At 45.0% G+C, this 25834-nt stretch carries 16 protein-coding genes, 3 rRNA genes and 1 pseudogene; 7 read left to right on the top strand and 13 right to left on the bottom strand.

Features of this window, described 5'->3' with window-relative positions:
• The first annotated feature begins 154 nt into the window (after window positions 1-154).
• The 4 genes from dauA to SPUTW3181_RS16235 all read left to right on the top strand — a co-directional run bounded on the left by dauA (window position 155) and on the right by SPUTW3181_RS16235 (window position 5201).
• Window positions 155-1912: a C4-dicarboxylic acid transporter DauA gene (gene dauA / locus SPUTW3181_RS16220; protein ID WP_011790388.1), complete on the top strand. Its 1758-nt coding sequence runs from the start codon at window positions 155-157 to the stop codon at window positions 1910-1912.
• A gap of 279 nt (window positions 1913-2191) precedes the next feature.
• Window positions 2192-2683, top strand: a complete 492-nt coding sequence (gene purE, locus SPUTW3181_RS16225; protein WP_011790389.1) for a 5-(carboxyamino)imidazole ribonucleotide mutase — start codon at window positions 2192-2194, stop codon at window positions 2681-2683.
• Complete coding sequence (gene purK, locus SPUTW3181_RS16230) at window positions 2683-3780, top strand: 5-(carboxyamino)imidazole ribonucleotide synthase (protein WP_011790390.1); 1098 nt, start codon at window positions 2683-2685, stop codon at window positions 3778-3780. The genes purE and purK overlap by 1 nt, the downstream gene beginning before the upstream one ends.
• Window positions 3781-3932: 152 nt before the next feature.
• On the top strand, window positions 3933-5201 hold the full coding sequence (locus tag SPUTW3181_RS16235) for a sensor domain-containing diguanylate cyclase (RefSeq protein WP_011790391.1): 1269 nt from the start codon (window positions 3933-3935) through the stop codon (window positions 5199-5201).
• 92 nt (window positions 5202-5293) lie between these two features.
• Here SPUTW3181_RS16235 and SPUTW3181_RS16240 read toward each other — a convergent pair whose 3' ends face one another.
• From SPUTW3181_RS16240 to SPUTW3181_RS16260, 5 genes are all read right to left on the bottom strand, one after another.
• Window positions 5294-5911 carry a hypothetical protein gene (locus tag SPUTW3181_RS16240; RefSeq protein WP_011790392.1) on the bottom strand — a complete coding sequence of 206 codons (618 nt, stop codon included), beginning with the start codon at window positions 5909-5911 and terminating at the stop codon, window positions 5294-5296.
• 7 nt (window positions 5912-5918) lie between these two features.
• On the bottom strand, window positions 5919-6362 hold the full coding sequence (locus SPUTW3181_RS16245) for a hypothetical protein (protein WP_011790393.1): 444 nt from the start codon (window positions 6360-6362) through the stop codon (window positions 5919-5921).
• A gap of 17 nt (window positions 6363-6379) precedes the next feature.
• On the bottom strand, window positions 6380-8029 hold the full coding sequence (gene gshA, locus SPUTW3181_RS16250) for a glutamate--cysteine ligase (RefSeq protein ID WP_014610058.1): 1650 nt from the start codon (window positions 8027-8029) through the stop codon (window positions 6380-6382).
• Between the two features lie 185 nt (window positions 8030-8214).
• On the bottom strand, window positions 8215-11049 hold the full coding sequence (locus SPUTW3181_RS16255; protein ID WP_011790395.1) for a M16 family metallopeptidase: 2835 nt from the start codon (window positions 11047-11049) through the stop codon (window positions 8215-8217).
• A 149-nt stretch (window positions 11050-11198) separates the two neighbouring features.
• Window positions 11199-11624 carry a YqaA family protein gene (locus tag SPUTW3181_RS16260; protein WP_011790396.1) on the bottom strand — a complete coding sequence of 142 codons (426 nt, stop codon included), beginning with the start codon at window positions 11622-11624 and terminating at the stop codon, window positions 11199-11201.
• 374 nt (window positions 11625-11998) lie between these two features.
• On the opposite strand from SPUTW3181_RS16260, the gene SPUTW3181_RS16265 reads away from it, so the two are divergent.
• Both SPUTW3181_RS16265 and SPUTW3181_RS22005 read left to right on the top strand, forming a co-directional pair.
• Entirely contained in the window at window positions 11999-13258 is a 1260-nt protein-coding gene (locus SPUTW3181_RS16265; protein WP_011790397.1) for a dicarboxylate/amino acid:cation symporter, read from the top strand.
• 173 nt (window positions 13259-13431) lie between these two features.
• Window positions 13432-13599 carry a hypothetical protein gene (locus tag SPUTW3181_RS22005; RefSeq protein ID WP_011790398.1) on the top strand — a complete coding sequence of 56 codons (168 nt, stop codon included), beginning with the start codon at window positions 13432-13434 and terminating at the stop codon, window positions 13597-13599.
• Between the two features lie 40 nt (window positions 13600-13639).
• On the opposite strand, the gene SPUTW3181_RS16275 is transcribed toward SPUTW3181_RS22005, so the two are convergent.
• The 8 genes and pseudogenes from SPUTW3181_RS16275 to pssA all read right to left on the bottom strand — a co-directional run bounded on the left by SPUTW3181_RS16275 (window position 13640) and on the right by pssA (window position 25173).
• Window positions 13640-14770, bottom strand: a complete 1131-nt coding sequence (locus tag SPUTW3181_RS16275; protein WP_011790399.1) for a sodium ion-translocating decarboxylase subunit beta — start codon at window positions 14768-14770, stop codon at window positions 13640-13642.
• A gap of 8 nt (window positions 14771-14778) precedes the next feature.
• Entirely contained in the window at window positions 14779-16605 is a 1827-nt protein-coding gene (gene oadA / locus SPUTW3181_RS16280) for a sodium-extruding oxaloacetate decarboxylase subunit alpha (RefSeq protein ID WP_011790400.1), read from the bottom strand.
• Between the two features lie 11 nt (window positions 16606-16616).
• A complete protein-coding gene (locus SPUTW3181_RS16285) occupies window positions 16617-16883 on the bottom strand; it encodes an OadG family protein (RefSeq protein ID WP_011790401.1) in 267 nt (88 codons plus the stop codon).
• A 448-nt stretch (window positions 16884-17331) separates the two neighbouring features.
• A pseudogene (locus tag SPUTW3181_RS21680) lies at window positions 17332-18341 on the bottom strand (IS630 family transposase).
• A gap of 200 nt (window positions 18342-18541) precedes the next feature.
• Window positions 18542-18657: ribosomal RNA gene (gene rrf, locus SPUTW3181_RS16305) — 5S ribosomal RNA — on the bottom strand.
• Window positions 18658-18837: 180 nt separating this feature from the next.
• Window positions 18838-21730 (bottom strand): 23S ribosomal RNA (locus tag SPUTW3181_RS16310).
• Between the two features lie 327 nt (window positions 21731-22057).
• Window positions 22058-23600 (bottom strand): 16S ribosomal RNA (locus SPUTW3181_RS16315).
• Together the 16S, 23S and 5S rRNA genes form the textbook arrangement of a ribosomal RNA operon.
• Before the next feature lie 721 nt (window positions 23601-24321).
• Complete coding sequence (gene pssA / locus SPUTW3181_RS16320) at window positions 24322-25173, bottom strand: CDP-diacylglycerol--serine O-phosphatidyltransferase (RefSeq protein WP_011790404.1); 852 nt, start codon at window positions 25171-25173, stop codon at window positions 24322-24324.
• Between the two features lie 95 nt (window positions 25174-25268).
• On the opposite strand from pssA, the gene SPUTW3181_RS16325 reads away from it, so the two are divergent.
• On the top strand, window positions 25269-25736 hold the full coding sequence (locus SPUTW3181_RS16325; protein ID WP_011790405.1) for a DUF4124 domain-containing protein: 468 nt from the start codon (window positions 25269-25271) through the stop codon (window positions 25734-25736).
• Window positions 25737-25834: the final 98 nt, after the last annotated feature.

Raw genomic sequence — 25834 nt, forward strand, 5'->3', positions numbered from 1 at the left:
AAAAGGGTTAAATGTCGCACTTACAAACTAGCCCAAGCATACTATTTTCACAAAACAAAGTAACTTAACCGTAATTTGCAATCATGATCACACAGTAATTTATATCTGGCCTTTAAAATAGAGCCTTGTAATAACCCGCACTCTGGACCCACTCGTGTCACACTCTGCCCATTTGTTTTCATTAAGAATTGCTCACGCTCTCACTGAAGCCTGTGTAAAAGATAAATACTCCCTAAAACGATTTGGGCAAGACCTACTTGCTGGTTTAACCGTGGGAATTATCGCCATTCCTTTGGCAATGGCCCTCGCGATTGCTAGCGGTGTCGCGCCACAATACGGTTTATATACTGCGATTATCGGTGGCTTTATCATTGCGATGTCAGGTGGTTCACGCTACAGCGTATCTGGGCCTACCGCGGCCTTTGTCGTGTTGCTTTATCCAATAGCACAACAATTTGGCTTAGCCGGATTATTGGTCGCTACCGTGATGTCAGGCATGATATTAGTCGCCATGGCGATGCTGCGTCTTGGGCGCTTAATCTTATATATCCCAGAATCAGTGACCTTAGGTTTTACGGCAGGGATTGGCGTTGTTATCGCCACGTTACAACTCAAGGATTTTTTTGGCTTACCTATAGAGCACATGCCAGAGCAATATTTTTCAAAACTTATTACTCTTGGCCAAGCACTTCCTACAATGCACTTACCTAGCTTCTTGGTCGCAACGATCACCTTAGCGACTATGCTGCTTTGGCCCAAACTAAAAATTCCAGTACCTGCACATCTGCCCGCAATTGCTCTTGGCAGCATCATCGCCTTAGCACTCAATGCGATGGGAGCGGATATAGAAACCATTGGTACACGTTTCCACTACCAATTAACCGATGGTACTACAGGGATGGGGATCCCACCCGTACTACCCAGTTTTGAATGGCCTTGGTTACAAGCCGGAGCCAATGGACAACCCTTTGAGTTTAATCTCACGACCTTTCAAGCACTATTACCCGCAGCCTTTGCAATAGCCATGTTAGGCGCCATTGAATCCTTACTCTGCGCCGTGGTGCTCGACGGTATGACCGGAAAACGTCACAGTGCTAACAGCGAATTACTCGGTCAAGGGATTGGTAATATTATCACGCCCTTTTTTGGCGGGATCCCAGCCACAGCGGCAATTGCCCGCAGCGCTGCAAACGTTAAAGCAGGTGCTCAGAGCCCGATTGCATCGATGATCCACGCGATAGTAGTGTTAATTGGTTTAGTTGCCCTAGCTGGAGTGTTAGCCTATTTACCTATGTCTGCTATGGCAGCATTGTTACTGGTCGTCGCTTGGAATATGAGCGAAGCCCCTAAAGCGGTGCATTTAATCAAAACCGCGCCCACCAGCGATATCTTAGTCTTTATGAGCTGTTTTTCATTGACGGTTATTTTCGATATGGTTATCGCCATTAGTGTGGGGATTATTCTTGCAGCTCTGCTATTTATGAAAGAAATTGCGGAAATGACAAGACTCTATGATATCAGTAGCAATAAACGCTATGTCGATCAGCCTCTGCCCGCAGATTGGACAGTGCTCAAAATTAATGGACCATTATTCTTTGCGGCGGCAGATCGTATTTTTGCCGAAATAGCCAGTTTAGCCCAAGATAAACGAGTGATTGTATTGTATCTCGATGGGGTATCAATACTGGATGCTGGAGGCTTAGCAGCGTTGACAAAACTGATTGAAAAATGCAAGAAAAGTAATACCAAACTCATTGTTGCCGATCTGCAATTTCAGCCCATCCGCACACTCGCAAAAGCAAAAGTGCAACCCATTGAAGGGGTGCTTAAGTTTTACCCAACCCTGCGTGAAGCCTTAGCAGAAGCCCCATTGGTTTCTGAACAAACTGAACCAGTAGCAGACAATCTTTAAGATAGAGCACATTTTCCTAAGCCAACTCAAGCCCCCACAGACACATTTAATGGCCTTTGGGGGCTAAAACCACCTCAACTTGGCGCCGATTTCACATCATCAATCTTTGAATACACAATCCGCGTACTCAATGCTATTTTGCGCGCAGAAATAGCGTTTTACATGGTATTATTCTGCGCCATGATGCACCTAGCGATTAATGGCTTAATAGGCATCAACTGTACCCAGACCTGATACAAGGTCAGAATATAATTAAAATTAGTGAGTTAAGGAGTTATCATGCAAGCCCTTGTTGCTGTTGTTATGGGTTCTAAGAGTGACTGGCCCACAATGGAAGCCGCCGCTGAGATTATGGATAAACTTCAAGTGCCTTATCATGTTGAAGTCGTCTCAGCCCATAGAACGCCAGATAAACTCATGGAGTTTGCAGCCTCAGCCGCTGATCGTGGTTTTAAAATCATCATTGGAGGTGCAGGTGGTGCCGCCCACTTACCCGGTATGATTGCTTCTAAAACTCGCTTACCCGTATTAGGTGTGCCAGTACAAAGTAAAGCCCTGTCGGGTATGGATAGCTTATTATCGATTGTACAAATGCCCAAAGGTATTGCCGTTGGCACCTTAGCCATAGGTACTGCTGGCGCCTTTAACGCCGGATTACTGGCTTGCCAAATCCTCGCGAATAACGATGCCGCCCTAGCAACTCGTTTAGAGGCTTTCAGAGAAGAGCAAACCCGTGCAGTGTTAGACAACCCGGACCCGAGGGAAGTCTAATGACCCAGAAAAACATAAAACCTAAGGTTTGGGTATTAGGTAATGGCCAGTTAGGCGCAATGTTAACCCACGCAGGCGAGCCATTAGCAATCGATGTTCACGCTGTAGACATTATGGCGCCAACAGACGAAATACTGCCATTATCCCCCCAAGATATCATTACGGCTGAGCGTGAACAGTGGCCAGAATCTGCCTTGAGTTTACAACTCAGTTCCCACCCCCATTTTGTTAACGGCCCCGTTTTCAGCCGCTTAGCTGACCGTTACAGTCAAAAATGCTTACTTGATCAATTAAGCGTCCCCACTGCGCCTTGGGCACTGGTCGATGATGCAACACAGGTCGATGAGCTTTACCAGTGTTTTGGCCCCCGCGTGCTGATGAAGCGTCGTACTGGCGGGTATGATGGCAAGGGCCAACATTGGCTCAAACAAGCCGAAGCGAGTGATATACCAAATGATTGGCGTAACCTTGCAATTGCTGAACAAGCGATTAATTTTGATGAAGAAGTGTCATTAGTAGGTGTTCGTACCCGTGAAGGTCAATGTGTGTTTTATCCACTGACGCTTAATCTTCATCAAGATGGCATATTAATGGCTTCAATTTCGCCGCTAGCGCGTTTAAACCACTTGCAAGTACAAGCGCAAACTATGCTAAGTGCCATTATGCACGAGCTAGAATACGTTGGTGTGATGGCGATGGAATGCTTCCGTGTTGGCAATCATTTGCTTGTTAATGAGTTAGCACCACGTGTACATAACTCAGGACATTGGACGCAAGCGGGTACACATATGGATCAATTCCAGTTGCACCTAAGGGCACTGTGCGGCATCGCAATACCTGAACCACAGGTGAACTTTCAATGTGTTATGGTCAATCTTATTGGTATCGATAATGACCCACGTTGGTTAAGCCTGCCTAATGCTGAACTTTATTGGTACAACAAAGAAGTGCGCCAAGGTCGTAAAGTTGGCCATTTAAACCTTTCGGTACCTAATCAAACTGTGCTCAACACGAGTATCACCGCCCTACAAACTTGGATGCCAACCCAATACCAAGCCCCTCTTGCGTGGATATTGGCCGAGTTTGCCAATACATAATATGAATTAACACTGAGTACCGATATGGAATTATCTTTCTATATCGGTTTATTTTTTAGCATTCGTTATACTAAACCTACTCAACGAGAAGGACTGAGTAGCGTTTTAAGTTCGACCGGCACGAGCAATAGTACGAATAAAGGAATTTTCGAGTGAAATTAAGGGATAACTTTAAACGTAAGACCATAGACCGCTTAGATTATCGTTACCATTTACTCTTACTTATTGTACCGATAGTACTATTTGTTCTACTGTTTATCTTTAATGCTCCCGCAGAAGGCCGGAGTGTTTTGCCGCTGCTGTTTGTTTGCCTCATTTACATTTTTGCTTATAGCTTAATCTATTATTTACACCAAGGTAGACTCAGTCGACTATGGCTACATTTAGAGCAAGTTGTCACTATTAATGATGCTATCTACGAACTTGCCCACCTTTCAAATCAATATAAAGATGAGCACGCCTTTCTTGATGCGCTACTAAACAAAGCCGTTTGTATTATCAATGGTGCAGAAATGGGCAGCATTATTAAAGTCAATGAAACTAGCCATAAGCTGCATTTTGAATCTGTGGTTGGTCTCGACTTAACCAAACTTAAACAACTAAACTTCACCTTAGAGCAGTCCTTTGAATATCGTCTCACCGATGGCAAGTGTGATCGAGTCGTTGTCGTAAACGATATGGAAAATATCAATTCTGGTAGTGGGTTATCTAAAAAAGATCAACAAACCTTATTAACTGTCGCAAAATCGCCCATTCGTTCAACACTTTCAAGCCCTATTCGTGTCGACGGGAAGCTCTATGGAATGCTCAATCTTGACAGCAGCCATGTTGACGCCTTTAACGATTATGATCGCAACTTGGTTTCTATTTTGACCCACGAAGCCAGTAATGCTATCGCTCTTTATCAGAAGTCCCAACAAATTATAAAGCTTGCTAATTTTGACTCTTTAACAGGACTTTACAATCGTAAATACTTCGAGGACAGCTTACTGCAATGGCAACATAAAGCGCATTTTGGAAGCTTTGTAGTAATCATTGATATGGATGATCTCAAAACCATCAATGACACTTATGGGCATCAGGCGGGTGATCTCGCCATAAAACAAGTTGCGGATACCATTTTGAGCTACTGGCAAAATAAAGGGATTGTCTCACGCTTTGGAGGAGATGAGTTTGTTGCCCTATGCCATGGTGCACAAGCTGAGCTCGAGCAAGATTTGCAAAATATGCAGTTCAGTCTGCAGCAAAATACGGAGCTCTGTTTAGGCTTTAGTTTTGGTATTGCGCTATTCGAAAGCGATTGGTCAAAATCCTTTAAACAGGCCGATCATGCAATGTATGAGCATAAACGAGCGAAGAAAATAGCCCTTAAAGCATCAGAAGCCTTTACAGATACCGTCGATAATATCACGGAGCAATAATCACCGCACAATCGCGGAATACGCTTAGCTAAAAATAGACACCAAACGCCATCAACATACAAATTTCAACATTCTGATGGCGTTTGGTTAAATCATCCAAAGAATAATCGCCACAACCAAGAAGAGTCTAAATCTGCTTTACAGGTTTGATATTGAGCGGCATAACGCTTGGATCTCTCATCAACCTTATTGGCAACTTTTATCAACCACGCCTTTGATTTATGGGAGCCACGTCGATAGCCTCCCCACCCCTCGTGGTAATTGAGATACTGAGCACGGGCATCCCACTTAGATACACCATTTATTTTATTGGTCTTATTGATATACCAGCCCATAAAGTCCATCGCATCATCGAAATTACTGCGACTCGACCAACTGTTACCCGTTTCGCGGACATAATCATCCCAAGTCATATTCTTTGCCTGAGCATAGCCATAGGCATCACTCGCGCGACCAATTGGAATAAAGCCTAAAAAATATTCCATTGGTGGTGCGGCGTTATGCTTGAATGAACTTTCTTGATACATCATGGCAAGCGGCACATGTACTGGTACGCCCCATTTATCACGGGTGTCTTTAGCGGCTTGATACCAAGAACGGTGCTCTTGAAAAATATCACAAAGATTATCGGGGGATTTAGGTGGAGAGGTTGCACATCCAACCAATCCCACCATAGTAATGCAGAGTAATGCCGTAGAATACCTATTCATTAATCATCTACTTAGTTTCTGGGCTTAAATCAAATTGACATTCATGGTCTTCTTGCTGCCATACTCCCGGCGCCCAATAGGAACTGTCTTTTCCCATATAACGCTTATCGGTGTGAAATAACGCTCCGATGTGGTAACGCTGATCCCTCTCTACTGTCAATTTGAACACCTTGGGAATGCGGGCACTAAGGGAGACGCCTAAGGAGGGATCATCAATCAATTCCGCGACTGTAAACTCGTAGTCTCCAGGAGCTAATTGGTAATTGGGTTTGGACACCACGGCTTTACCATTTAAATGAGTTACCACAACACGGTACCAATGCGTTTTCGCATCAGGCTTCAAATAGCCGGATACTGTCCCACAACTTAAAGTTTCCTCAGGCGAAGATGCACAGCTAGAGAGAAAGAGACATAGGCTTATCGCTACTGCACCCCATTTCAAACTTGTCATACTCCCCCTCCGGATGATCAAAATTGGGCTCCAAAATAGTCTTTAAGATAATCATCAAAAGAAATTGCGCTTTGGGCTGCTTCTAATTCAGCTTGCTTTTCAAGCGAACTTTTTGCCTCAGCTTGATACTGCGCAATCGTTTCTGCAGAAAGTGGATAATCAATGAAATATTGATGATATTGCTCGGCAAGTTTCATCACCCATTGCCCATGATCTTGACCTTTAGCAATTAAATGCTGGATAACTTGTCCTGATAAGGTCTGATTGGGGTCATCTACTGCACGGCGCCAATGGGCTAATGCCGTTTGGTAATCCGATGCCTCACCGTCTAACAGCTTTGCAAGAGGCTGTAATGTATCAAACAGGGTTTCTAGCCAGCTTTTTAAGGATAAAGTACCTGTCGACGTTAACAACTTAAGATCGGGTTTACGTCCTTCAAGCACGACAGATTTAAGGTTGGCACTCAAACGAGCCTCTTCTTTGATATCTGACTTAGGCGATTCAGTTAATAAACAATAGAGTAAAAATAAATCGAGGAAACGAACTTGGCTTGCTTCAATTCCGATAGGGCTAAAGGGGTTTACATCCAGCGCCCTGACTTCGATATATTCCACTCCTGCACGCGCTAGCGCCTCTGAAGGTTTTTCGCCACTACGTGTCACACGTTTAGCACGAATAGGCGAGTAAAACTCATTTTCAATCTGCAGGACATTGGCATTGAGCTGTCGATATTCACCATCTACCTTAACCCCAATATTGGCAAAATTTGCCGAAGGCATTTTAATGGCAGCATTCACACCCGCTAAATATTCGGGTAATGAGTTATAGCTGATGTTGAGATCTTCTTGCTCTTTATTGGTATAACCTAAGTCACTCATACGTAATGAGGTAGCATAGGGTAAATACAAAGTACCTCGGCCTGACTTTTCAAACTGTAGATCGGTTTTTTGCCCTTTAATAAACGAGCTACACAAAGCTGGTGAAGCCCCAAATAAATAAGGTAGCACCCAGACTAAACGGCGATAATTACGAATTAATCCAAAGTAAGATTCAGAAATAAAATCTTCAAAGGTCAGGCTCTTATCACTTATCTCATAGAGGCTTTGCCACAATTCTTGGGACACAGAAAAGTTAAAATGTACCCCAGAAATAATCTGCATCAGGGCACCGTAGCGGTAAGTTAAGCCCTTACGATACAAGGTTTTCATCTTGCCAGTGTTAGATGAGCCATAACGGGCAACCGGAATATTGTGCTCATCTTTGACATAGCATGGCATGCTGACAGGCCATAAACGCTGTCCATGCAAGTGACGCACACTAAACGCATGAGTTTCGGTCAGCCCCTCTAATAGTGGCTCAACCTTGTTATTCACTGGTGTGATAAATTCGAGTAACGCCTCACTGTAATCCGTAGTAATGCGCGAATGCATCAATGCCGAGCCCAATTCGAGAGGATGTGTATCTAATGCGAGATAGCCAGCCTCATCGATTCGTAAGGCCTCACGCTCTATACCACGTAACATACCTAAGAGTGCGGTGCGCCCATGAGCGTCCGAGAAATGTTCTACTAATTCATTGAATGACTTCAATTTGCGCTTCTCTGATTGGTGATTCGCTATCGCGACAAAGGTAACAGTCAGACCTTTATTTTGAGGCTTATCTTTCAAAATACGCCTCAAAATAAATCTAAACCTGTTAGTAGGGCAAGCCAAATTGCATTATTTAGTGGTTAAAAGCAGACGGTGACAGCTAATGCTGTCACCGTCTCACTATTTATTGACACTTTAGACTAACAATGGATTTCATTGCCAAATTGACTTGTCTGACATCTATATAAGGCCAAAAAATCAATTTACAACACTAAGGTTTCAATTGGATAGCCCAATGTCGATAAATCCGCCTCAATTTTTGCTTTATCTCCTACCACTAAGATCACCATTTGCGAGATATTGAGCTCAGCGGCAGCAAGGGAGTTGAGTTCATCTTTTGTTACAGTATTAATGATTTTATCCTGCTGAGCGGTAAAATCTTGGCTTAACTGATAGCGCTGGATCATCCGCATAAAGCCCGCTTTTTGGTAAGGGGTTTCATAGTCCAGAGCCTGCCCCTGGGAAACCGAGTTACGCATAAAAGCAAGTTCAGCATCCGTCATCCCCATTTGCTGATAAGCATTAATTTCCTTAATAAATTCAGCAACAGCTTTAGCGGTTACATCGGTTCGTACATCGCTTGATGCCACAAAATTGCCAACCTCCGCTCCGCCTGAAAAAGCAGTGCGGGCGCCATAGGTATAGCCCTTATTTTCTCGTAGATTTAAATTAATACGGCTATTAAAAGCACCACCCAGCGGATAATTCATCAAATAAGCTTTAAAGTAATCCCCCGTCGCATCATAAGGCAAAGCACGTTTAGCAATATTGATCACCGACTGCGCAGCGCCCGGTTTATCAATCAGATAAATAGTGCCACCTTTAAGTTCTGGGAATGGTTTCAAGGCTGGAATCGATGTGGCTTCCCCTTTCCATCGGCTTAATCCCGCTAACTTTGGCAAGAGAGCTGATTCAGGCAAATTGGCTACGGTAATAATTTTTGCATTAGCACCACGATATTGCTCTGCATAAAAGGCTTTAACATCATCTAACGTCAGCGCAGCAACAGAATCTAATGTGCCTGAATCACTCACACCTAATGCGTTATTTTTACCATATAACAGGCTAAACAAGGCCGAGTTAGCCAAATAACTTGGATTTGACTGCATATGCTGAATTTGCTGTAACTGTTGCTGTTTTACTCGAGCAAAATCGGCATCAGTGAAACCAGGTTGAAAGAGCTTTTCCTCCATAATCGCAAGTGTTTCATCTAAATGCTCGGTCAGTGTCGAGATTTTGATGGTACTTTGATATTCGGATGCACTGAAATCGACTGTGCTACCTAACATTTCCAAGGCTTGTGATAATGCCTCAGTACTACGTTTTTGGCTGGATTCATTCAGCATTTCGGCAGTAAGGCTCGCAAGTCCGGCCTTTTCCACGGGTACTAATCGATGACCACCATTAAGATAAACGATTAATTCAACCGTTGGTGTTTCAGTGCTTTGTGTGCCCATCACCTCAATACCATTGGCTAACTGAGTCGTCCATATTTTGGGCACCTTTAGCATGGGCGCAGCACTCGATATCGGCATCTTAGTGCGGTCAAAACTTGATACTAGCTTAGCCGTTGGCAACGGCCCTTCCACGGCAGTTTCGGCTATTGGTAAATCTGTGGGGATAAAATTATCAGGATGAGCCACCAATGCAGTCATACCTTGGGGGACAACACTCATAACCACCATCGGCTTATCTTTAATATATTGCTTAAAAACACGCATCACGTCGTCTTTAGTGACGCTCTCGTAGCGTGTAAGATCAGCCGAAATCAAATCGGGATTATCAAACAGGGTTTGGTTTAAAGCTAAAGTTGATACTTTGCCTTTGACACTTTGCAAAGCAAAAATAGTATCCGCTTCAAACTGCACTTTGACTTTTTGCAGATCCTCATCGGTCACGCCGCGCTGTTCAAACTCATTGATAGAGTCAAGGATGAGCAGCTCAAGATCTGCAAGCTTACCGCCTTTTTCTGGGTTTGCCAGTGCATAAATTGACATTTGACAGGCCAACTCTTGGCATGGATGGCTCACACTCGCTTGGACGGCATGCCCTTCTTTTACTAAGTTTTTATACACTAAAGACGTTTTACCACCGCCTAAAATATTCCCTAAAAGATCCAGCGCGGCTTCATCTTGGTGCCTTGCATACACTGTCGGGAAGCCAATACGAATAAGGGGCAAGTGAACATTATCCTCCATCGAGATATAACGAGTCTTATCTAAGTTCACCGATGTTTTAGGCTCTGGCGACACCTCAGGGCCTCGAGGTATTTCACCAAAATACTTATTCACCCATGCTAAGGCTTGCATTTCATCGAAATCGCCGCCTATGGTTAACGTCGCATTATTAGGGCCATACCAACGTTGGAAAAAGTGTTTAACATCATCGACCGTTGCGCGATTCAGATCATCCGGCCACCCAATAACAGGCCAAGAATATGGGTGTCCAACTGGGTATAGAGCTTGATTAAATCGCTCGCTCATACGGCCATAAGGCTGATTATCGATACGTTGTGCCCGCTCGTTTTTAACCGTTTCACGCTGCACTTCAAATTTTTCGCTGGTCAGTGCAGGCAATAAAAATCCCATTCTGTCCGACTCTAACCACAACATTTTTTCTAATTGATTGCTCGGCACGGTTTCAAAATAGTTTGTTCTGTCAGTGTTCGTTGATCCATTTAGCGTACCGCCAGCTTCGGTAACGACTTCAAAATGCTGTTCATCGGCAACATGCTCCGAGCCTTGAAACATCATATGTTCAAACAGATGTGCAAAACCGGATCGTCCCGCAAGTTCACGGGCGGAACCAACATGATAAGTCACGTCAACATGCACTAAAGGATCGGAATCATCCTGATGCAGGATAACAGTTAACCCATTGGCTAATTGATACTTTTTATAAGGAATACCAACTTGTGAGTCGGCTAGTTGCACACTTTCAATTAATTTCACGCCAGCAGGCAAATTCGTTGTCGTCTTTTGTGCCGCACAACCTGAAAGAGCAGCAGAAATCGCGACTGCTAATATCCATTTTTTCAAAATACTCCCCTTATAACATCAATTTGTCGGAAGACTGTTAACCATTAAATAATGACAGTTAAGACTCAGTATAGAGTGACTAAGTTCCTATCGTTATTATGAATTTTCTTGAAGTATTACTGACAAATATATCGCTTAAAAATTTTATTTCACATAAGCCACTGCATAAACACAGCAACAATTAATAAATAACGTATTGTTTTACCGATTAATATCATCAATATTGATGATATTACTGGCAGTTTTAGCCACCCCGCTAAGACACATAAAATATCCCCCACAACTGGCGCCCAAGAGAGTAGCAATGCCCACACGCCATAGCGTTCAATCAAACCTAAAGATCTTAAATACTTTGAGCCCATCAAATCTTCAGGTGACTTAGCAAACCGCCCCATTCGGCCGAGATAAAAACTGGTTATCGCCCCTAACGTGTTACCAATGCTGGCGACAACGATAAGTGATACCCACGTTTCAGGGGCTTGATTTAAGAGAGCGATGAGTAGAACTTCCGATCCACCTGGCAACAATGTGGCCGCTAAAAAGGCGCCAGAAAACATGATCCATAACTGGGACATAACAGCTTACTCAATGAAAACATGAATTTTTGTAATAAAGCACCTAGCGTTACTAAGGGAGTAATAACGACACTTTACTCCGAGTTTCACAAGCACAAACTGACTAGAGCGAATAATATTTAATCTTTAAATATCAACACTCCATTGGTTAAATAATTGTATTTTCTCAATCATTTACTAACAAACTCATTTATGACAATAAGTTATAATTAAAACGGTTTGTTATAACCCCACCTCTATCGATACAATGCACCTAATAGCAAAATATCATATGCCTGAGTAGCTTGTTGTTATCAATTGATTTACTTTAACTGAATACACATCTTAGCATCTCAACCCTATCGATTTACACTTTATTATTTTTTGGAAAATGCATGATTCTTCAAACTATTAGCCGCATTCCTTTTTGGCAAAAAGTGCTTACAGGTTTTATCTTAGGCGCACTTGTTGGCGTCATTTTAGGTGAAACCGCAACAATGCTAAAACCTTTAGGCGACTTGTTTATCAGTGCCATTAAGATGCTAGTTGCGCCGCTGGTTTTCTGCGCCATTGTTGTGAGCATTACATCTCTAGGATCACAAACCAGCCTGAAGCGTCTTAGCTTAAAGACCTTAGGTATGTTTATGTTAACGGGAACGATTGCGTCATTAATTGGTTTAGCCGTGGGCTCATTAATGGATATGGGCGGCACCATGGCGCTCTCGACGACAGAGGTTCGTGAGCGCAATATTCCAGGCTTTGCACAAGTATTACTCGATATGATCCCAACTAATCCTTTTGCTTCTCTTGCAGAAGGAAAGGTTTTACAGATTATTGTTTTTGCAGCCTTAGTTGGTATTGCAATTAATAGAGTCGGAGAAAAAGCGGAGCCACTAAAACGTACTATTGAAGCGGGTGCCGAAGTCATGTTCCAACTGACTCGTATGGTACTAAAACTCACACCTATCGGTGTTTTTGGCTTGATGGCATGGGTTGTAGGGGCATATGGTTTATCCACATTATTACCCCTCGGGAAATTTATTGCGGCTATTTATATAGCAGCCTTAATTCATATCATTTTTGTATACGGTGGTTTAGTTAAATTTGTCGCGGGTTTAAGCCCTGTACAATTTTTCCGTAAAGCCATGCCAGCGCAATTAGTTGCCTTTAGTACATCTTCAAGCTTTGGTACTTTACCTGCGAGCACCCGTGCGGTTGAAACTATGGGCGTATCTAAGCGCTATAGCGCCTTTGTGATGCCATTGGGGGCGACTATGAATATGGATGGCTGTGGCGGTATTTATCCTGCTATTGCCGCTATCTTTATCGCACAAATTTACAATATCCCACTCGACACCTTGGATTACATAATGATTGCCATCACCGCAACCGTGGCCTCAGTGGGAACCGCTGGCGTTCCAGGAAGTGCAATGGTAATGCTAACGGTGACTTTAGGTGTAATCGGCTTACCACTCGAGGGCATTGCCTTTATTGCCGCGATCGACCGCATTATTGATATGATCCGTACGGCAACAAACGTGACAGGTGATATGATGACGGCTGTTGTGATTGGTAAATCAGAAAATGAGCTTGATGTAGCGCAATTCTACTCAAACGAAACCCAAGATCCTGAATCGGTAAATTCGCCACAATAACGCCGTGCTTATTGATAAAGACCGCTGAGGCGGTCTTTTTTATGAACAGAATAAAACAATAGACACAAGATGGATAAGCCTAAAACATGAATCAATTACCACCAATAAGATCAAACTGTTAAACTTCAAAGTCTACGCTATGCTATTACTATTTATTCAGAGTAGAACTCACTATGACTAAACTTTTTCTGTTTCCACTTATCCTTTGTCTGCTATGGACGCTTTTTTTACAAGCCAATGGTATTCCCCTTAAACAGGGCAAACGTGGGTTTATTTACATTATCGCTATCAGTGGCACCTTAATTTTGATCCTAATGCTACTGCTTTGGTTAACTGCATAAAAAAGCCAACTTATTCAGTTGGCTTGTAAGCAAAAACAACTTAGCCAAGCACCGCCAGTAAAATCCCCGCCGCCACTGCGGAACCTAATACACCTGCTACATTTGGCCCCATTGCATGCATTAGCAGAAAATTGTGTGGGTTAGCTTCTAAACCGACTTTATTCACAACGCGTGCCGCCATAGGAACGGCAGAAACACCCGCAGCCCCAATCAGAGGATTAACCTTACCACCGGAAAGCTTGCACATCAGCTTTGCCATCAGGACTCCCGCCGCAGTGCCAATACTAAACGCTAACGCCCCAAGCACTAAAATACCCAGAGTCTCAATCCTTAAAAATTGCTCCGCAGAAAGCTTAGAGCCCACAGCTAACCCTAAGAAAATCGTCACTATATTGATAAGCTCGTTTTGCGCAGTCTTAGATAGTCTATCAACAACACCCGATTCACGCATCAAGTTGCCTAGGCAAAACATGCCGACAAGCGGGGTTGCAGCAGGTAAGAACAAAATCGTCAATCCTAAAACCATCAGAGGAAAAATGATCTTTTCCTTCTTACTGACTTCGCGTAACTGCTCCATTTTAATTTCGCGCTCAGCTTGGGTCGTTAGTAAGCGCATGATTGGGGGTTGAATTATCGGGACTAAAGCCATGTAGGAATAAGCCGCAACCGCAATCGCACCTAACAACTCTGGCGCCAGTTTTGAAGCTAAGAAAATCGCCGTAGGACCATCGGCACCACCAATAATAGCAATAGCTGCGGCATCTTTCATGGTAAACTCAAAACCGGGCACTAAGTTAAGTGCTATCGCACCAATGAGTGTTGAGAAAATACCAAATTGCGCTGCGGCACCTAACAATAAGGTTTTTGGATTAGCTATCAAGGCGCTAAAATCTGTAAGTGCACCTACCCCTAAAAAGATAAGTAATGGAAATATTCCAGTTTCAATTCCAACATGATAGGCGTAATACAAGATACCGCCTTCCTCGGTAAATCCAGCATGGGGAATGTTTGCCAGCACAGCACCAAAACCTATGGGTAGCAATAGCAAAGGCTCAAACCCCTTCACGATAGCGAGATACAAGAGCAATGCTCCTACCGCCATCATCAATACTTGACCACCAGTAAAGTGAGCAATTCCCGTTTCGGCCCAAAAAGCCATTAACCCTTCCATAATGACTCCTACGCCAAGGCCAATAATTGAGAACCCACAGACACTGAATCGCCTTCTTTTACCCAGAGTTTAGCGACTATGCCATCCCCTTGAGCACGGATCTCAGTTTCCATCTTCATGGCCTCAAGGATAATCACCACATCCCCCTCGCGTACCCTATCGCCTGCCGAAACATGTACTTTGAAAATGTTGCCCGATAAGGGGGCACTCATTTCAAGTCTTACTTCACCATGACTTGTTGCTGGCATTGTACTCTCAGTCACAGCTTGCACAGCATGAACACTTTGTCCCTGTGGCTGGATTTGCGAGATCTCACCGCCTGCGGCGACTTCAACTACGTACTCTTGCCCTTCGACGGTCACGGTATAAGTTTCAGGGCCACGATCCGCAGCATTAGAAGCAGCAAGTACCGAAGTCAATTCAGGTTTAGGCTCAAAGGCACTTGGGTTGTCGCGGTTTTTTAAAAACTGTAACCCAATCTGTGGGAAAAGCGCATAAGTCAGTACATCATCGTCATGCTCTGACGATAGGCGAATGCCTTGTTCCTGCGCTTTTTCTGCCAAGTCCAGCCTTAACTTAACCAGCTCTGGCATTAATAAGTCCGCAGGACGACACGTAATAGCTTCTGCGCCTTGCAAGACTCTGGTCTGCAACGCGGCATTAACTGGCGCAGGCGTCGCACCATATTCTCCCTTGAGAACGCCTTCAGTCTCTTTAGTCAGTGACTTGTAACGCTCACCCATTAGCACATTGATGACTGCCTGAGAGCCAACAATCTGCGATGTAGGCGTCACTAAAGGCAAAAAACCCAAATCCGCACGAACGCGAGGAATTTCTTCCAAAACCAAGTCCATCTTATCGGCCGCGCCTTGCTCCTTAAGTTGGCTTTCCATATTGGTCAACATGCCGCCAGGCACTTGCGCACGTAAGATCCGCGAATCTATGCCTTTCAGCGCGCCTTCAAACTTAGCGTACTTCTTACGCACTTCACGGAAATAAGCGGCAATCTCTTCAAGCAACACCATATCGTAACCAGTCGCACGCTCAGTATCTTCCACCATAGCGATAACGGTTTCAGTTGCAGTATGTCCATAGGTTTGGCTCATCGACGAAATTGCCGTATCGAGCACATCGATACCCGCTTCAATGGCTTTCTGGTAAGTGGCGGTACTTAATCCTGTCGTTGCATGGCAGTGCATAGATAATACGAGTTGCGTTTGGGATTTTAGTCGACTGATAAGCTCAAACGCCTCCATAGGCTTAAGTAATCCCGCCATATCTTTGATACACAAAGAATCACATCCCATATCTTCAAGACGCTTTGCCATATCCACCCAAGTCTCTATGGAATGCACTGGGCTAGTTGTGTATGAGATCGTCCCCTGTGCATGGCCGCCAACTTGACGCACCGCTTTCACTGCAGTCTCAAGATTGCGTACATCGTTCATCGCATCGAAAATACGAAATACATCGACGCCATTGGTATGGGCACGCTCAACAAAACGCACGACTAAATCATCGGCATAATGGCGATAGCCTAATAGGTTTTGACCACGCAGCAGCATTTGCTGCCGAGTATTTGGCATGGCCTTTTTTAGCTCACGAATTCTGTCCCAGGGATCTTCACCAAGATAACGAATACAGGCATCAAAAGTCGCCCCGCCCCAAGACTCCAACGACCAGAAACCGATCTTATCGAGTAACGGCGCTATCGGTAACATATCATCGATTCGCAGACGCGTTGCTAAGATAGATTGATGTGCGTCTCGTAGAACAACGTCAGTTAAAAGTAACGGCTTAGTCACAGCCATCTTAGCGAGTGGTACAAAAGTCATACTGCTTCCCATTATTCTATCTGTGAACGATACTGTCTAACGGCCAATGTAATTGCAGCCACAACTTTAGGATCTAAAGGTGCAACACTCAGAGGCAATGTAGATTGTTTAATTTTTTGCAATTCTTTTGAATGACTATCAAGAGCAACATCCTTAGCACACCACTTTGCAACCAAATGGATCCCAAGGATCAGTAAACTTAAAAACAGATAGACCAAACCCATCCCCAAAAGCATAATGCCAACAGCATCCAGCAACTGCAGAGTTAACTCCCCCATAGCCCCACAACTCCTTCAAATTTTAACCTAATTAGACTTAAACTATTTTTGTTCACATGCACTAATTCAATTTGAACTTAAGAGCCCCATCACCACTCAACAGCAAGGTGCAAACGCAGCATATAAAATCACACGCAAAGACTAAATATTCACAACAAATACAAAGTACAGATCTAACTCGCACTTACCAAACATAACCAATAGATACCAAAAACACCAATGCAATGTAAATTGGTCTTACCATGTAAGTGAATTTATAAGGATATCTATATGGATTTCTCATAAAATCGAGGAATAAATCCATATTCCTCAACAAAAGATAAGCAAATCCTAAGTGGCATAAATCCCTAAACAAAGATTGTTTGAATAAAGACAAAAAGTAATAAGAGCCACCTAGTGATAAATTATGCAAATAGTAGCTATCCTCCAATATTATAAATTATATTAATTAATTGGTCGGATTTGCCCACTGTCTAGTGCGCAATTTACTCACTCTTACTTTCTTCCCAATGAAGGTATTCCACGCGATGGAACACTGTTCGACAATGTCGTCATAATCACTAAAACAACGGTTGGCTAACACATTTTGACGCAACCATTGCCATACCTGCTCTATTGGATTCAACTCCGGTGAATAAGGAGGCAACTTGAGGAGGGTGAGATTATCAAAGTCATCGGCCAAATCCTGTTGATGCCAACTAGCTCCACCCATGATGACCAGTATGTGGCGTCCGAATGTCGTCGCGGTTGAGATCAGCTTTAAATATTCGTACATATATTCGCAATTGGCATGCCGCTTGTGTCGCCCCGTTGCCGGACACACTACGCCATATAGATATGTAGATTCAAATTGTTGCTGCTTGATTGCCCGTGGACGAGTGCCTTTATTGGCCCAAATACGGGTGGTTGTATTCTGTTGGCCAAATCGGGCCTCATATTGAAACTAAACATCGATGCAATCGAACGCAACATGCCCAAGCGTGTTAAGGATCGTTGCCATCTGGACGTTTTTTAAAAGCCTCTTGTACGGCTTCAGATTGTTTTGGGTAGCGAGCGAGTGGTCATCCAGAGAAGCCAAGTTGATGTAGCAAGCGGTAGATATTCGCTTGCTTGAACGTCACGCCAAATTCAGTCTGGATAAAATGGCCGACGTCCTTGGCCATCAAGCTGCCACCCTGTTCAGATAGGCTTTGATGCTGTACAAACGCTTTTAGTTTGGCCTGCTGTGCTGTGGACAATGTAGCAGTGCGGCCCAGATTGGGCGTATCGTCTAGACCGCTAAGCCCTTGGTTAAATAGGCGGTGATCCATCGATTCACACTGGTTCTACTAACCTTGAGCATGATTGCGATAGGGTACGAGAATGGCCATCAGTAAAATGGAGTAAGGCAAGATAGCGCATACGTTTGTGTGTGCTTTTCTCCGATTTCACTAAGGCTGTGATGTTGGGATTATTCATATTTTGTATGATTAAAAAACTGATAATCAATTAGATCATATAATTAATGGAAATGGTATAAATACAAAAAGTGCTGATGTAGAGAGAAAAGGATAAAACTCACGGGCTAGCGGAGAAATACAGTCGATTTCATCAATCACAGATGCAAAAAAGCCAGCTTATTCAGCTGGCTTGGTTACATCTTTACAAGATAATTAGGCGCTTGGCGATGACCTACTCTCACATGGGGAGACCCCACACTACCATCGGCGCGATTGCGTTTCACTTCTGAGTTCGAGATGGGATCAGGTGGTTCCACAATGCTATTGTCACCAAGCAAAAAATTGTCCGGAACAATTTTTAACGCGCTTTAGCGCGGCCCGTTAGGGTCAACTACATGGATGTAGTTGATAAATTCTTATTCCAGTGAATTCGGAAAACTGATTTCTTTGAGTCCACACTTCATTAAGTGTTTATATTCTGTCTAAGGCTTCTTTGTAAAACCCATCTGGGTTGTATGGTTAAGCCTCTCGAGTCATTAGTACATGTTAGCTCAACGCCTCACAACGCTTACACACCATGCCTATCAACGTCCTAGTCTCGAACGGCTCTTTAGTGGACTTATAGTCCAAGGGATGACTCATCTTGGGGCTCGCTTCCCGCTTAGATGCTTTCAGCGGTTATCGATTCCGAACGTAGCTACCGGGCAATGCCATTGGCATGACAACCCGAACACCAGCGGTTCGTTCACTCCGGTCCTCTCGTACTAGGAGCAACTCCCCTCAATCATCCAACGCCCACGGCAGATAGGGACCGAACTGTCTCACGACGTTCTGAACCCAGCTCGCGTACCACTTTAAATGGCGAACAGCCATACCCTTGGGACCGACTTCAGCCCCAGGATGTGATGAGCCGACATCGAGGTGCCAAACACCGCCGTCGATATGAACTCTTGGGCGGTATCAGCCTGTTATCCCCGGAGTACCTTTTATCCGTTGAGCGATGGCCCTTCCATTCAGAACCACCGGATCACTATGACCTACTTTCGTACCTGCTCGACGTGTATGTCTCGCAGTTAAGCTGGCTTATGCCATTGCACTAACCGTACGATGTCCGACCGTACTTAGCCAACCTTCGTGCTCCTCCGTTACTCTTTGGGAGGAGACCGCCCCAGTCAAACTACCCACCAGGCACTGTCCCTAACCCCGATTAGGGGTCTAGGTTAGAACATCAAAACTACAAGGGTGGTATTTCAAGGACGACTCCATCAGGACTAGCGTCCCAACTTCATAGTCTCCCACCTATCCTACACATGTAGGTTCAATGTTCAGTGCCAAGCTATAGTAAAGGTTCACGGGGTCTTTCCGTCTAGCCGCGGGTATACGGCATCTTCACCGCAATTTCAACTTCACTGAGTCTCGGCTGGAGACAGCGTGGCCATCATTACGCCATTCGTGCAGGTCGGAACTTACCCGACAAGGAATTTCGCTACCTTAGGACCGTTATAGTTACGGCCGCCGTTTACCGGGGCTTCGATCATGAGCTTCTCTTGCGATAACCCAATCAATTAACCTTCCGGCACCGGGCAGGCGTCACACCGTATACTTCCTCTTGCGAGTTTGCACAGTGCTGTGTTTTTGATAAACAGTTGCAGCCACCTGGTATCTGCGACTCCCGTCAGCTTAGAGAGCAAGTCTCATCACCAACAGGAGCGTACCTTCTCCCGAAGTTACGGTACCATTTTGCCTAGTTCCTTCAGCCGAGTTCTCTCAAGCGCCTTGGTATTCTCTACCCGACCACCTGTGTCGGTTTGGGGTACGATTCCCGCTAACCTGAAGCTTAGAAGATTTTCCTGGAAGCATGGCATCAACTACTTCAGTCCCGTAGGACCTCGTCATCAGCTCTCAGTGTATAGCAACCCGGATTTGCCTAAGTCACCCACCTACCACCTTAAACGCGGACTACCAACGCCGCGCTAGCCTAGCCTTCTCCGTCTCTCCATCGCAGTTAGCGGAAGTACAGAAATATTAATCTGTTTCCCATCGATTACGCCTTTCGGCCTCACCTTAGGGGTCGACTCACCCTGCCCCGATTAACGTTGGACAGGAACCCTTGGTCTTTCGGCGAGGGGGTTTTTCACCCCCTTTATCGTTACTCATGTCAGCATTCGCACTTCTGATACCTCCAGCGTGGGTTACCCCTTCACCTTCAACGGCTTACAGAACGCTCCTCTACCGCGCAACCCTAATGGGCTGCACCCGTAGCTTCGGTGGTATGTTTAGCCCCGTTACATCTTCCGCGCAGGCCGACTCGACTAGTGAGCTATTACGCTTTCTTTAAATGATGGCTGCTTCTAAGCCAACATCCTAGCTGTCTAAGCCTTCCCACATCGTTTCCCACTTAACATACACTTTGGGACCTTAGCTGACGGTCTGGGTTGTTTCCCTTTTGACGACGGACGTTAGCACCCGCCGTCTGTCTCCCGAGTAGTACTCATTGGTATTCGGAGTTTGCAAAGGGTTGGTAAGTCGGGATGACCCCCTAGCCTTAACAGTGCTCTACCCCCAATGGTATTCGCTCGAGGCGCTACCTAAATAGCTTTCGAGGAGAACCAGATATCTCCCGGTTTGATTGGCCTTTCACCCCCAGCCACAAGTCATCCGCTAATTTTTCAACATTAGTCGGTTCGGTCCTCCAGTTGATGTTACTCAACCTTCAACCTGCCCATGGCTAGATCACCGGGTTTCGGGTCTACACCTTGCAACTAAACGCGCAGTTAACACTCGGTTTCCCTACGGCTCCGCTATTCGCTTAACCTCGCTACAAAATGTAAGTCGCTGACCCATTATACAAAAGGTACGCAGTCACGGTCTCAAGTACCGCTCCCACTGCTTGTACGTATACGGTTTCAGGTTCTATTTCACTCCCCTCACAGGGGTTCTTTTCGCCTTTCCCTCACGGTACTGGTTCACTATCGGTCAGTCAGGAGTATTTAGCCTTGGAGGATGGTCCCCCCATATTCAAACAGGATGTCACGTGTCCCGCCTTACTCGTTTTCATCTACGGTTAGTTTTCGTGTACGGGGCTATCACCCTGTGCCGCTGGACTTTCCAGACCATTCCACTAACACCCCATAGACTTAAGGGCTAATCCCCGTTCGCTCGCCGCTACTAGGGGAATCTCGGTTGATTTCTTTTCCTAAGGGTACTTAGATGTTTCAGTTCCCCTCGTTCGCCTCATGTAGCTATGTATTCACTACATGATGACCGCTTATGCGGCCGGGTTCCCCCATTCGGACATCGTTAGCTCAAATGCTTGTTACTAGCTCGCCAACGCTTTTCGCAAGTTACTACGTCCTTCATCGCCTCTGACTGCCAAGGCATCCACCGTATACGCTTAGTCGCTTAACCATACAACCCAAATGAGTTTCACTTGAATTGTTGCGACCAGCTGGTTTTACTTGTCTCACTTCTGACCAAAGAAGTGGACGCGCCTTAGACTTGAATATTCAAGACACTTAATAAAGTGTTTGAGAACTCAATGTTCAATGCTCTCGCATTAAACTTTTTTCGTATCAACACAACGACAGACATCATTGTGTTTAATACTATCAGCTTTCCAAATTGTTAAAGAACTACATCGACCTGCTAGAGGGATGTTTCGCTCTGACTTCTCGTGAGAGAAGCTAAACAAGCAATCTGTGTGAACACTCAAAAGCATCGAGTTAGTCGTATAGGTAAGGAGGTGATCCAGCCCCAGGTTCCCCTAGGGCTACCTTGTTACGACTTCACCCCAGTCATGAACCACAAAGTGGTGAGCGCCCCCCCGAAGGTTAAGCTACCCACTTCTTTTGCAGCCCACTCCCATGGTGTGACGGGCGGTGTGTACAAGGCCCGGGAACGTATTCACCGTGGCATTCTGATCCACGATTACTAGCGATTCCGACTTCATGGAGTCGAGTTGCAGACTCCAATCCGGACTACGACGAGCTTTGTGAGATTAGCTCCACCTCGCGGCTTTGCAACCCTCTGTACTCGCCATTGTAGCACGTGTGTAGCCCTACTCGTAAGGGCCATGATGACTTGACGTCGTCCCCACCTTCCTCCGGTTTATCACCGGCAGTCTCCCTAGAGTTCCCACCATTACGTGCTGGCAAATAAGGATAGGGGTTGCGCTCGTTGCGGGACTTAACCCAACATTTCACAACACGAGCTGACGACAGCCATGCAGCACCTGTCTCACAGTTCCCGAAGGCACCAATCCATCTCTGGAAAGTTCTGTGGATGTCAAGAGTAGGTAAGGTTCTTCGCGTTGCATCGAATTAAACCACATGCTCCACCGCTTGTGCGGGCCCCCGTCAATTCATTTGAGTTTTAACCTTGCGGCCGTACTCCCCAGGCGGTCTACTTAATGCGTTAGCTTGAGAGCCCAGTGTTCAAGACACCAAACTCCGAGTAGACATCGTTTACGGCGTGGACTACCAGGGTATCTAATCCTGTTTGCTCCCCACGCTTTCGTGCATGAGCGTCAGTCTTTGTCCAGGGGGCCGCCTTCGCCACCGGTATTCCTCCAGATCTCTACGCATTTCACCGCTACACCTGGAATTCTACCCCCCTCTACAAGACTCTAGTTCGCCAGTTCGAAATGCTATTCCTAGGTTGAGCCCAGGGCTTTCACATCTCGCTTAACAAACCGCCTGCGCACGCTTTACGCCCAGTAATTCCGATTAACGCTCGGACCCTCCGTATTACCGCGGCTGCTGGCACGGAGTTAGCCGGTCCTTCTTCTGTAGGTAACGTCACAGATAAGGCGTATTAAACCTTACCCTTTCCTCCCTACTGAAAGTGCTTTACAACCCGAAGGCCTTCTTCACACACGCGGCATGGCTGCATCAGGGTTTCCCCCATTGTGCAATATTCCCCACTGCTGCCTCCCGTAGGAGTCTGGGCCGTGTCTCAGTCCCAGTGTGGCTGATCATCCTCTCAGAACAGCTAGGGATCGTCGCCTTGGTGAGCCATTACCTCACCAACTAGCTAATCCCACCTAGGTTCATCCAATCGCGGAAGGCCCGAAGGTCCCCTCCTTTCCCCCGTAGGGCGTATGCGGTATTAGCAGTCGTTTCCAACTGTTATCCCCCTCGACTGGGCAGATCCCTAGGCATTACTCACCCGTCCGCCGCTCGCCACCTCAGAAGTAAACTCCCTTGTGCTGCCGCTCGACTTGCATGTGTTAGGCCTGCCGCCAGCGTTCAATCTGAGCCATGATCAAACTCTTCAATTAAAGTTTTGTTGTTTGACTTACGTCAAACGGCTCAATGAATTCTGTCATTTGTTTCCGCTTTTAAAAAAGCGAAATCAAAATTATGTACATATTGCTATGAACACTCATTATTACATTGATTTAAATTTTTGACTGCCAACCCGAAGGTTAAGCAGTTTCGATTAACTCAACACCTGTGAGTGTCCACACAGATTTCTTGTTTTATCTTGTTAAAGAGCAACTCAACCTCGTAAGAGAAGGTGAGTACCACACTGAGCGTCGAACGCTTCCAGTTGGCTAGGGCTGCGTATTCTACGCATTTCCCGTTTCGCGTCAAGGAGTTTTTTCAACTTCTTGCTGCGCTTGAATTAAGTGCTTAAAAGCTGTTCAATTCAACCTAACTCGTCAGCTGGCTTTCGCTGTCTGCCGTGTCAGTGGATGCGCATTATAGGCAGCGAAACTTTTTCTGCAAGCGCTTTTTTTACAATTCACACCAAGCGAACAAATAACAATCAATACGTATAAATACGAGGCAATTATTGGAAAATCCGCCGTTTGGGAGGATAAGTTTGGCAGACAAAATAGCCTACTGCTGCTTTTTTCATAGATTGAATAGGCATAAACAGTAGTTGATAGCTATTTTTGGCTATATCAACTGGCTTTTAAAAGGTTATGCCCAGTGCGACGACTTATTTCATGATCAGCATAGGAAATAATGGGCAATGATTAATAAGCCTGAGCCCTAAGATTGATGATCTTCTTGTTTCCCTTTTTCGATAACTGTAGCACTTTGTGTTTGTGCGGCAGCTTGGGTTGAGGAATTGATCTCGACATTCGTCACCGTATCATCACCGACAATATGAGCGACTTTGAGTTTTCTCACAGTTCGAATCGTAATGATCGGACCTGAAATCGCATATAAGTAGAAACCGACACATAAGATCAAAGCAGGTTGAACAGACACCACCACAAACACACCGACGACCAGTAAGATCACGATAAAGTTAACCTTGCCACGCCAATCAATTTCTTTAAAGGAGTGATAGCGGAAATTGCTGACCATCAATAGACCCGTTGCCGCAGTCACAAGGGCTGCAATCCAACTGATATTTTTTCCATCGAGACTGTATTGATTACCAAGCCAGATACTGCCAGCAATAACAGCCGCGGCGGCCGGACTTGCGAGTCCCTGAAAATAGCGCTTATCGGCAACGCCAACTTGTGTGTTAAACCGAGCAAGTCTTAATGCGGCACCAGCACAGTAAATAAATGCCGCTAGCCAGCCTATTTTACCTAAATCAGCTAGTGCCCAATTATAGGCAAGTAATGCTGGCGCCATCCCAAAGGACACCATATCTGCCATACTGTCGTACTCGGCCCCAAAATCACTTTGGGTATTGGTCAGTCTTGCGACTCGACCATCGAGACCATCACAGATCATGGCTATAAAAATGGCTATTGCAGCAGCTTCAAAGTTAGCATTCATGGAAGCAATCACGGCATAAAAGCCAGAAAATAATCCTGCTGTCGTAAAAAGATTAGGTAGTAAATAGATACCTTTATTCTTTACTGCTTGATTTGAAGAATTTTGCATACACTTAATTACGCTAGTTCAGTGAAGAGAAGTTAGCTTTCAAGATAACATATTTTATTATCATGTCGATGAGAGACCAGTTAGGGATAATTTCGATGTTAAAAGTGAACATGTTCAGAACAATACTGTATCGATGGCTCTGGCTCGGTCTTTTCATTGGCCCCGTTTCTGCGGGCGTTATCTATACTTGGGTCGATGAAAATGGGGTAACGCATTACAGTCAACAAGCACCACAACAAGAAAAAATCAAAGCAGAAAAACTCTACAGTGAAGATTTAGAGCAAGCGAAAGTCGGTTTTATCGGGCCGATAAAAAAAGCAGATCCCACTTCTGAAGCCAATGAATTAGAAAAGTCAGCGGCGCTGATTAAAGAAAAAGACGTCAAACAGGCTAAATCCATTTGTGAGAGTGCAAAACACAATTTAGAAATACTCACAACGCATACTAAGCTTATCCGCCAAACTTCAGACTCGGGTGAATCTGTCGCTATGACTGAGGAAGACCGCCAAGCCTCGATTGCCCAGCAGCAGGAAAGAATCAAACTCTTCTGTGATAAGAAATAGCCATTAACGAAGAATGATTAATGCTAATGCAATAAAAAGAGCCGAGTTTTTAACTCGGCTCTTTTCGTTTAGTGCTTGAAGCGGGAGCGATACTGACT

This window comes from Shewanella sp. W3-18-1 (assembly GCF_000015185.1).
GTDB classification, from domain to species: domain Bacteria; phylum Pseudomonadota; class Gammaproteobacteria; order Enterobacterales; family Shewanellaceae; genus Shewanella; species Shewanella putrefaciens.

Bases quoted from the DNA above. Each gene is read 5' to 3' on its own strand.
- SPUTW3181_RS16240 (WP_011790392.1), bottom strand. From the start codon at position 5,911: ATGAATAGGTATTCTACGGCATTACTCTGCATTACTATGGTGGGATTG.
- pssA (WP_011790404.1), bottom strand. From the start codon at position 25,173: ATGCAAAATTCTTCAAATCAAGCAGTAAAGAATAAAGGTATCTATTTA.
- SPUTW3181_RS16245 (WP_011790393.1), bottom strand. From the start codon at position 6,362: ATGACAAGTTTGAAATGGGGTGCAGTAGCGATAAGCCTATGTCTCTTT.
- SPUTW3181_RS16285 (WP_011790401.1), bottom strand. From the start codon at position 16,883: ATGGGGGAGTTAACTCTGCAGTTGCTGGATGCTGTTGGCATTATGCTT.
- SPUTW3181_RS16265 (WP_011790397.1), top strand. From the start codon at position 11,999: ATGATTCTTCAAACTATTAGCCGCATTCCTTTTTGGCAAAAAGTGCTT.
- purE (WP_011790389.1), top strand. From the start codon at position 2,192: ATGCAAGCCCTTGTTGCTGTTGTTATGGGTTCTAAGAGTGACTGGCCC.
- purK (WP_011790390.1), top strand. From the start codon at position 2,683: ATGACCCAGAAAAACATAAAACCTAAGGTTTGGGTATTAGGTAATGGC.
- SPUTW3181_RS16260 (WP_011790396.1), bottom strand. From the start codon at position 11,624: ATGTCCCAGTTATGGATCATGTTTTCTGGCGCCTTTTTAGCGGCCACA.
- SPUTW3181_RS22005 (WP_011790398.1), top strand. From the start codon at position 13,432: ATGACTAAACTTTTTCTGTTTCCACTTATCCTTTGTCTGCTATGGACG.
- SPUTW3181_RS16275 (WP_011790399.1), bottom strand. From the start codon at position 14,770: ATGGAAGGGTTAATGGCTTTTTGGGCCGAAACGGGAATTGCTCACTTT.
- SPUTW3181_RS16325 (WP_011790405.1), top strand. From the start codon at position 25,269: ATGTTAAAAGTGAACATGTTCAGAACAATACTGTATCGATGGCTCTGG.
- oadA (WP_011790400.1), bottom strand. From the start codon at position 16,605: ATGACTTTTGTACCACTCGCTAAGATGGCTGTGACTAAGCCGTTACTT.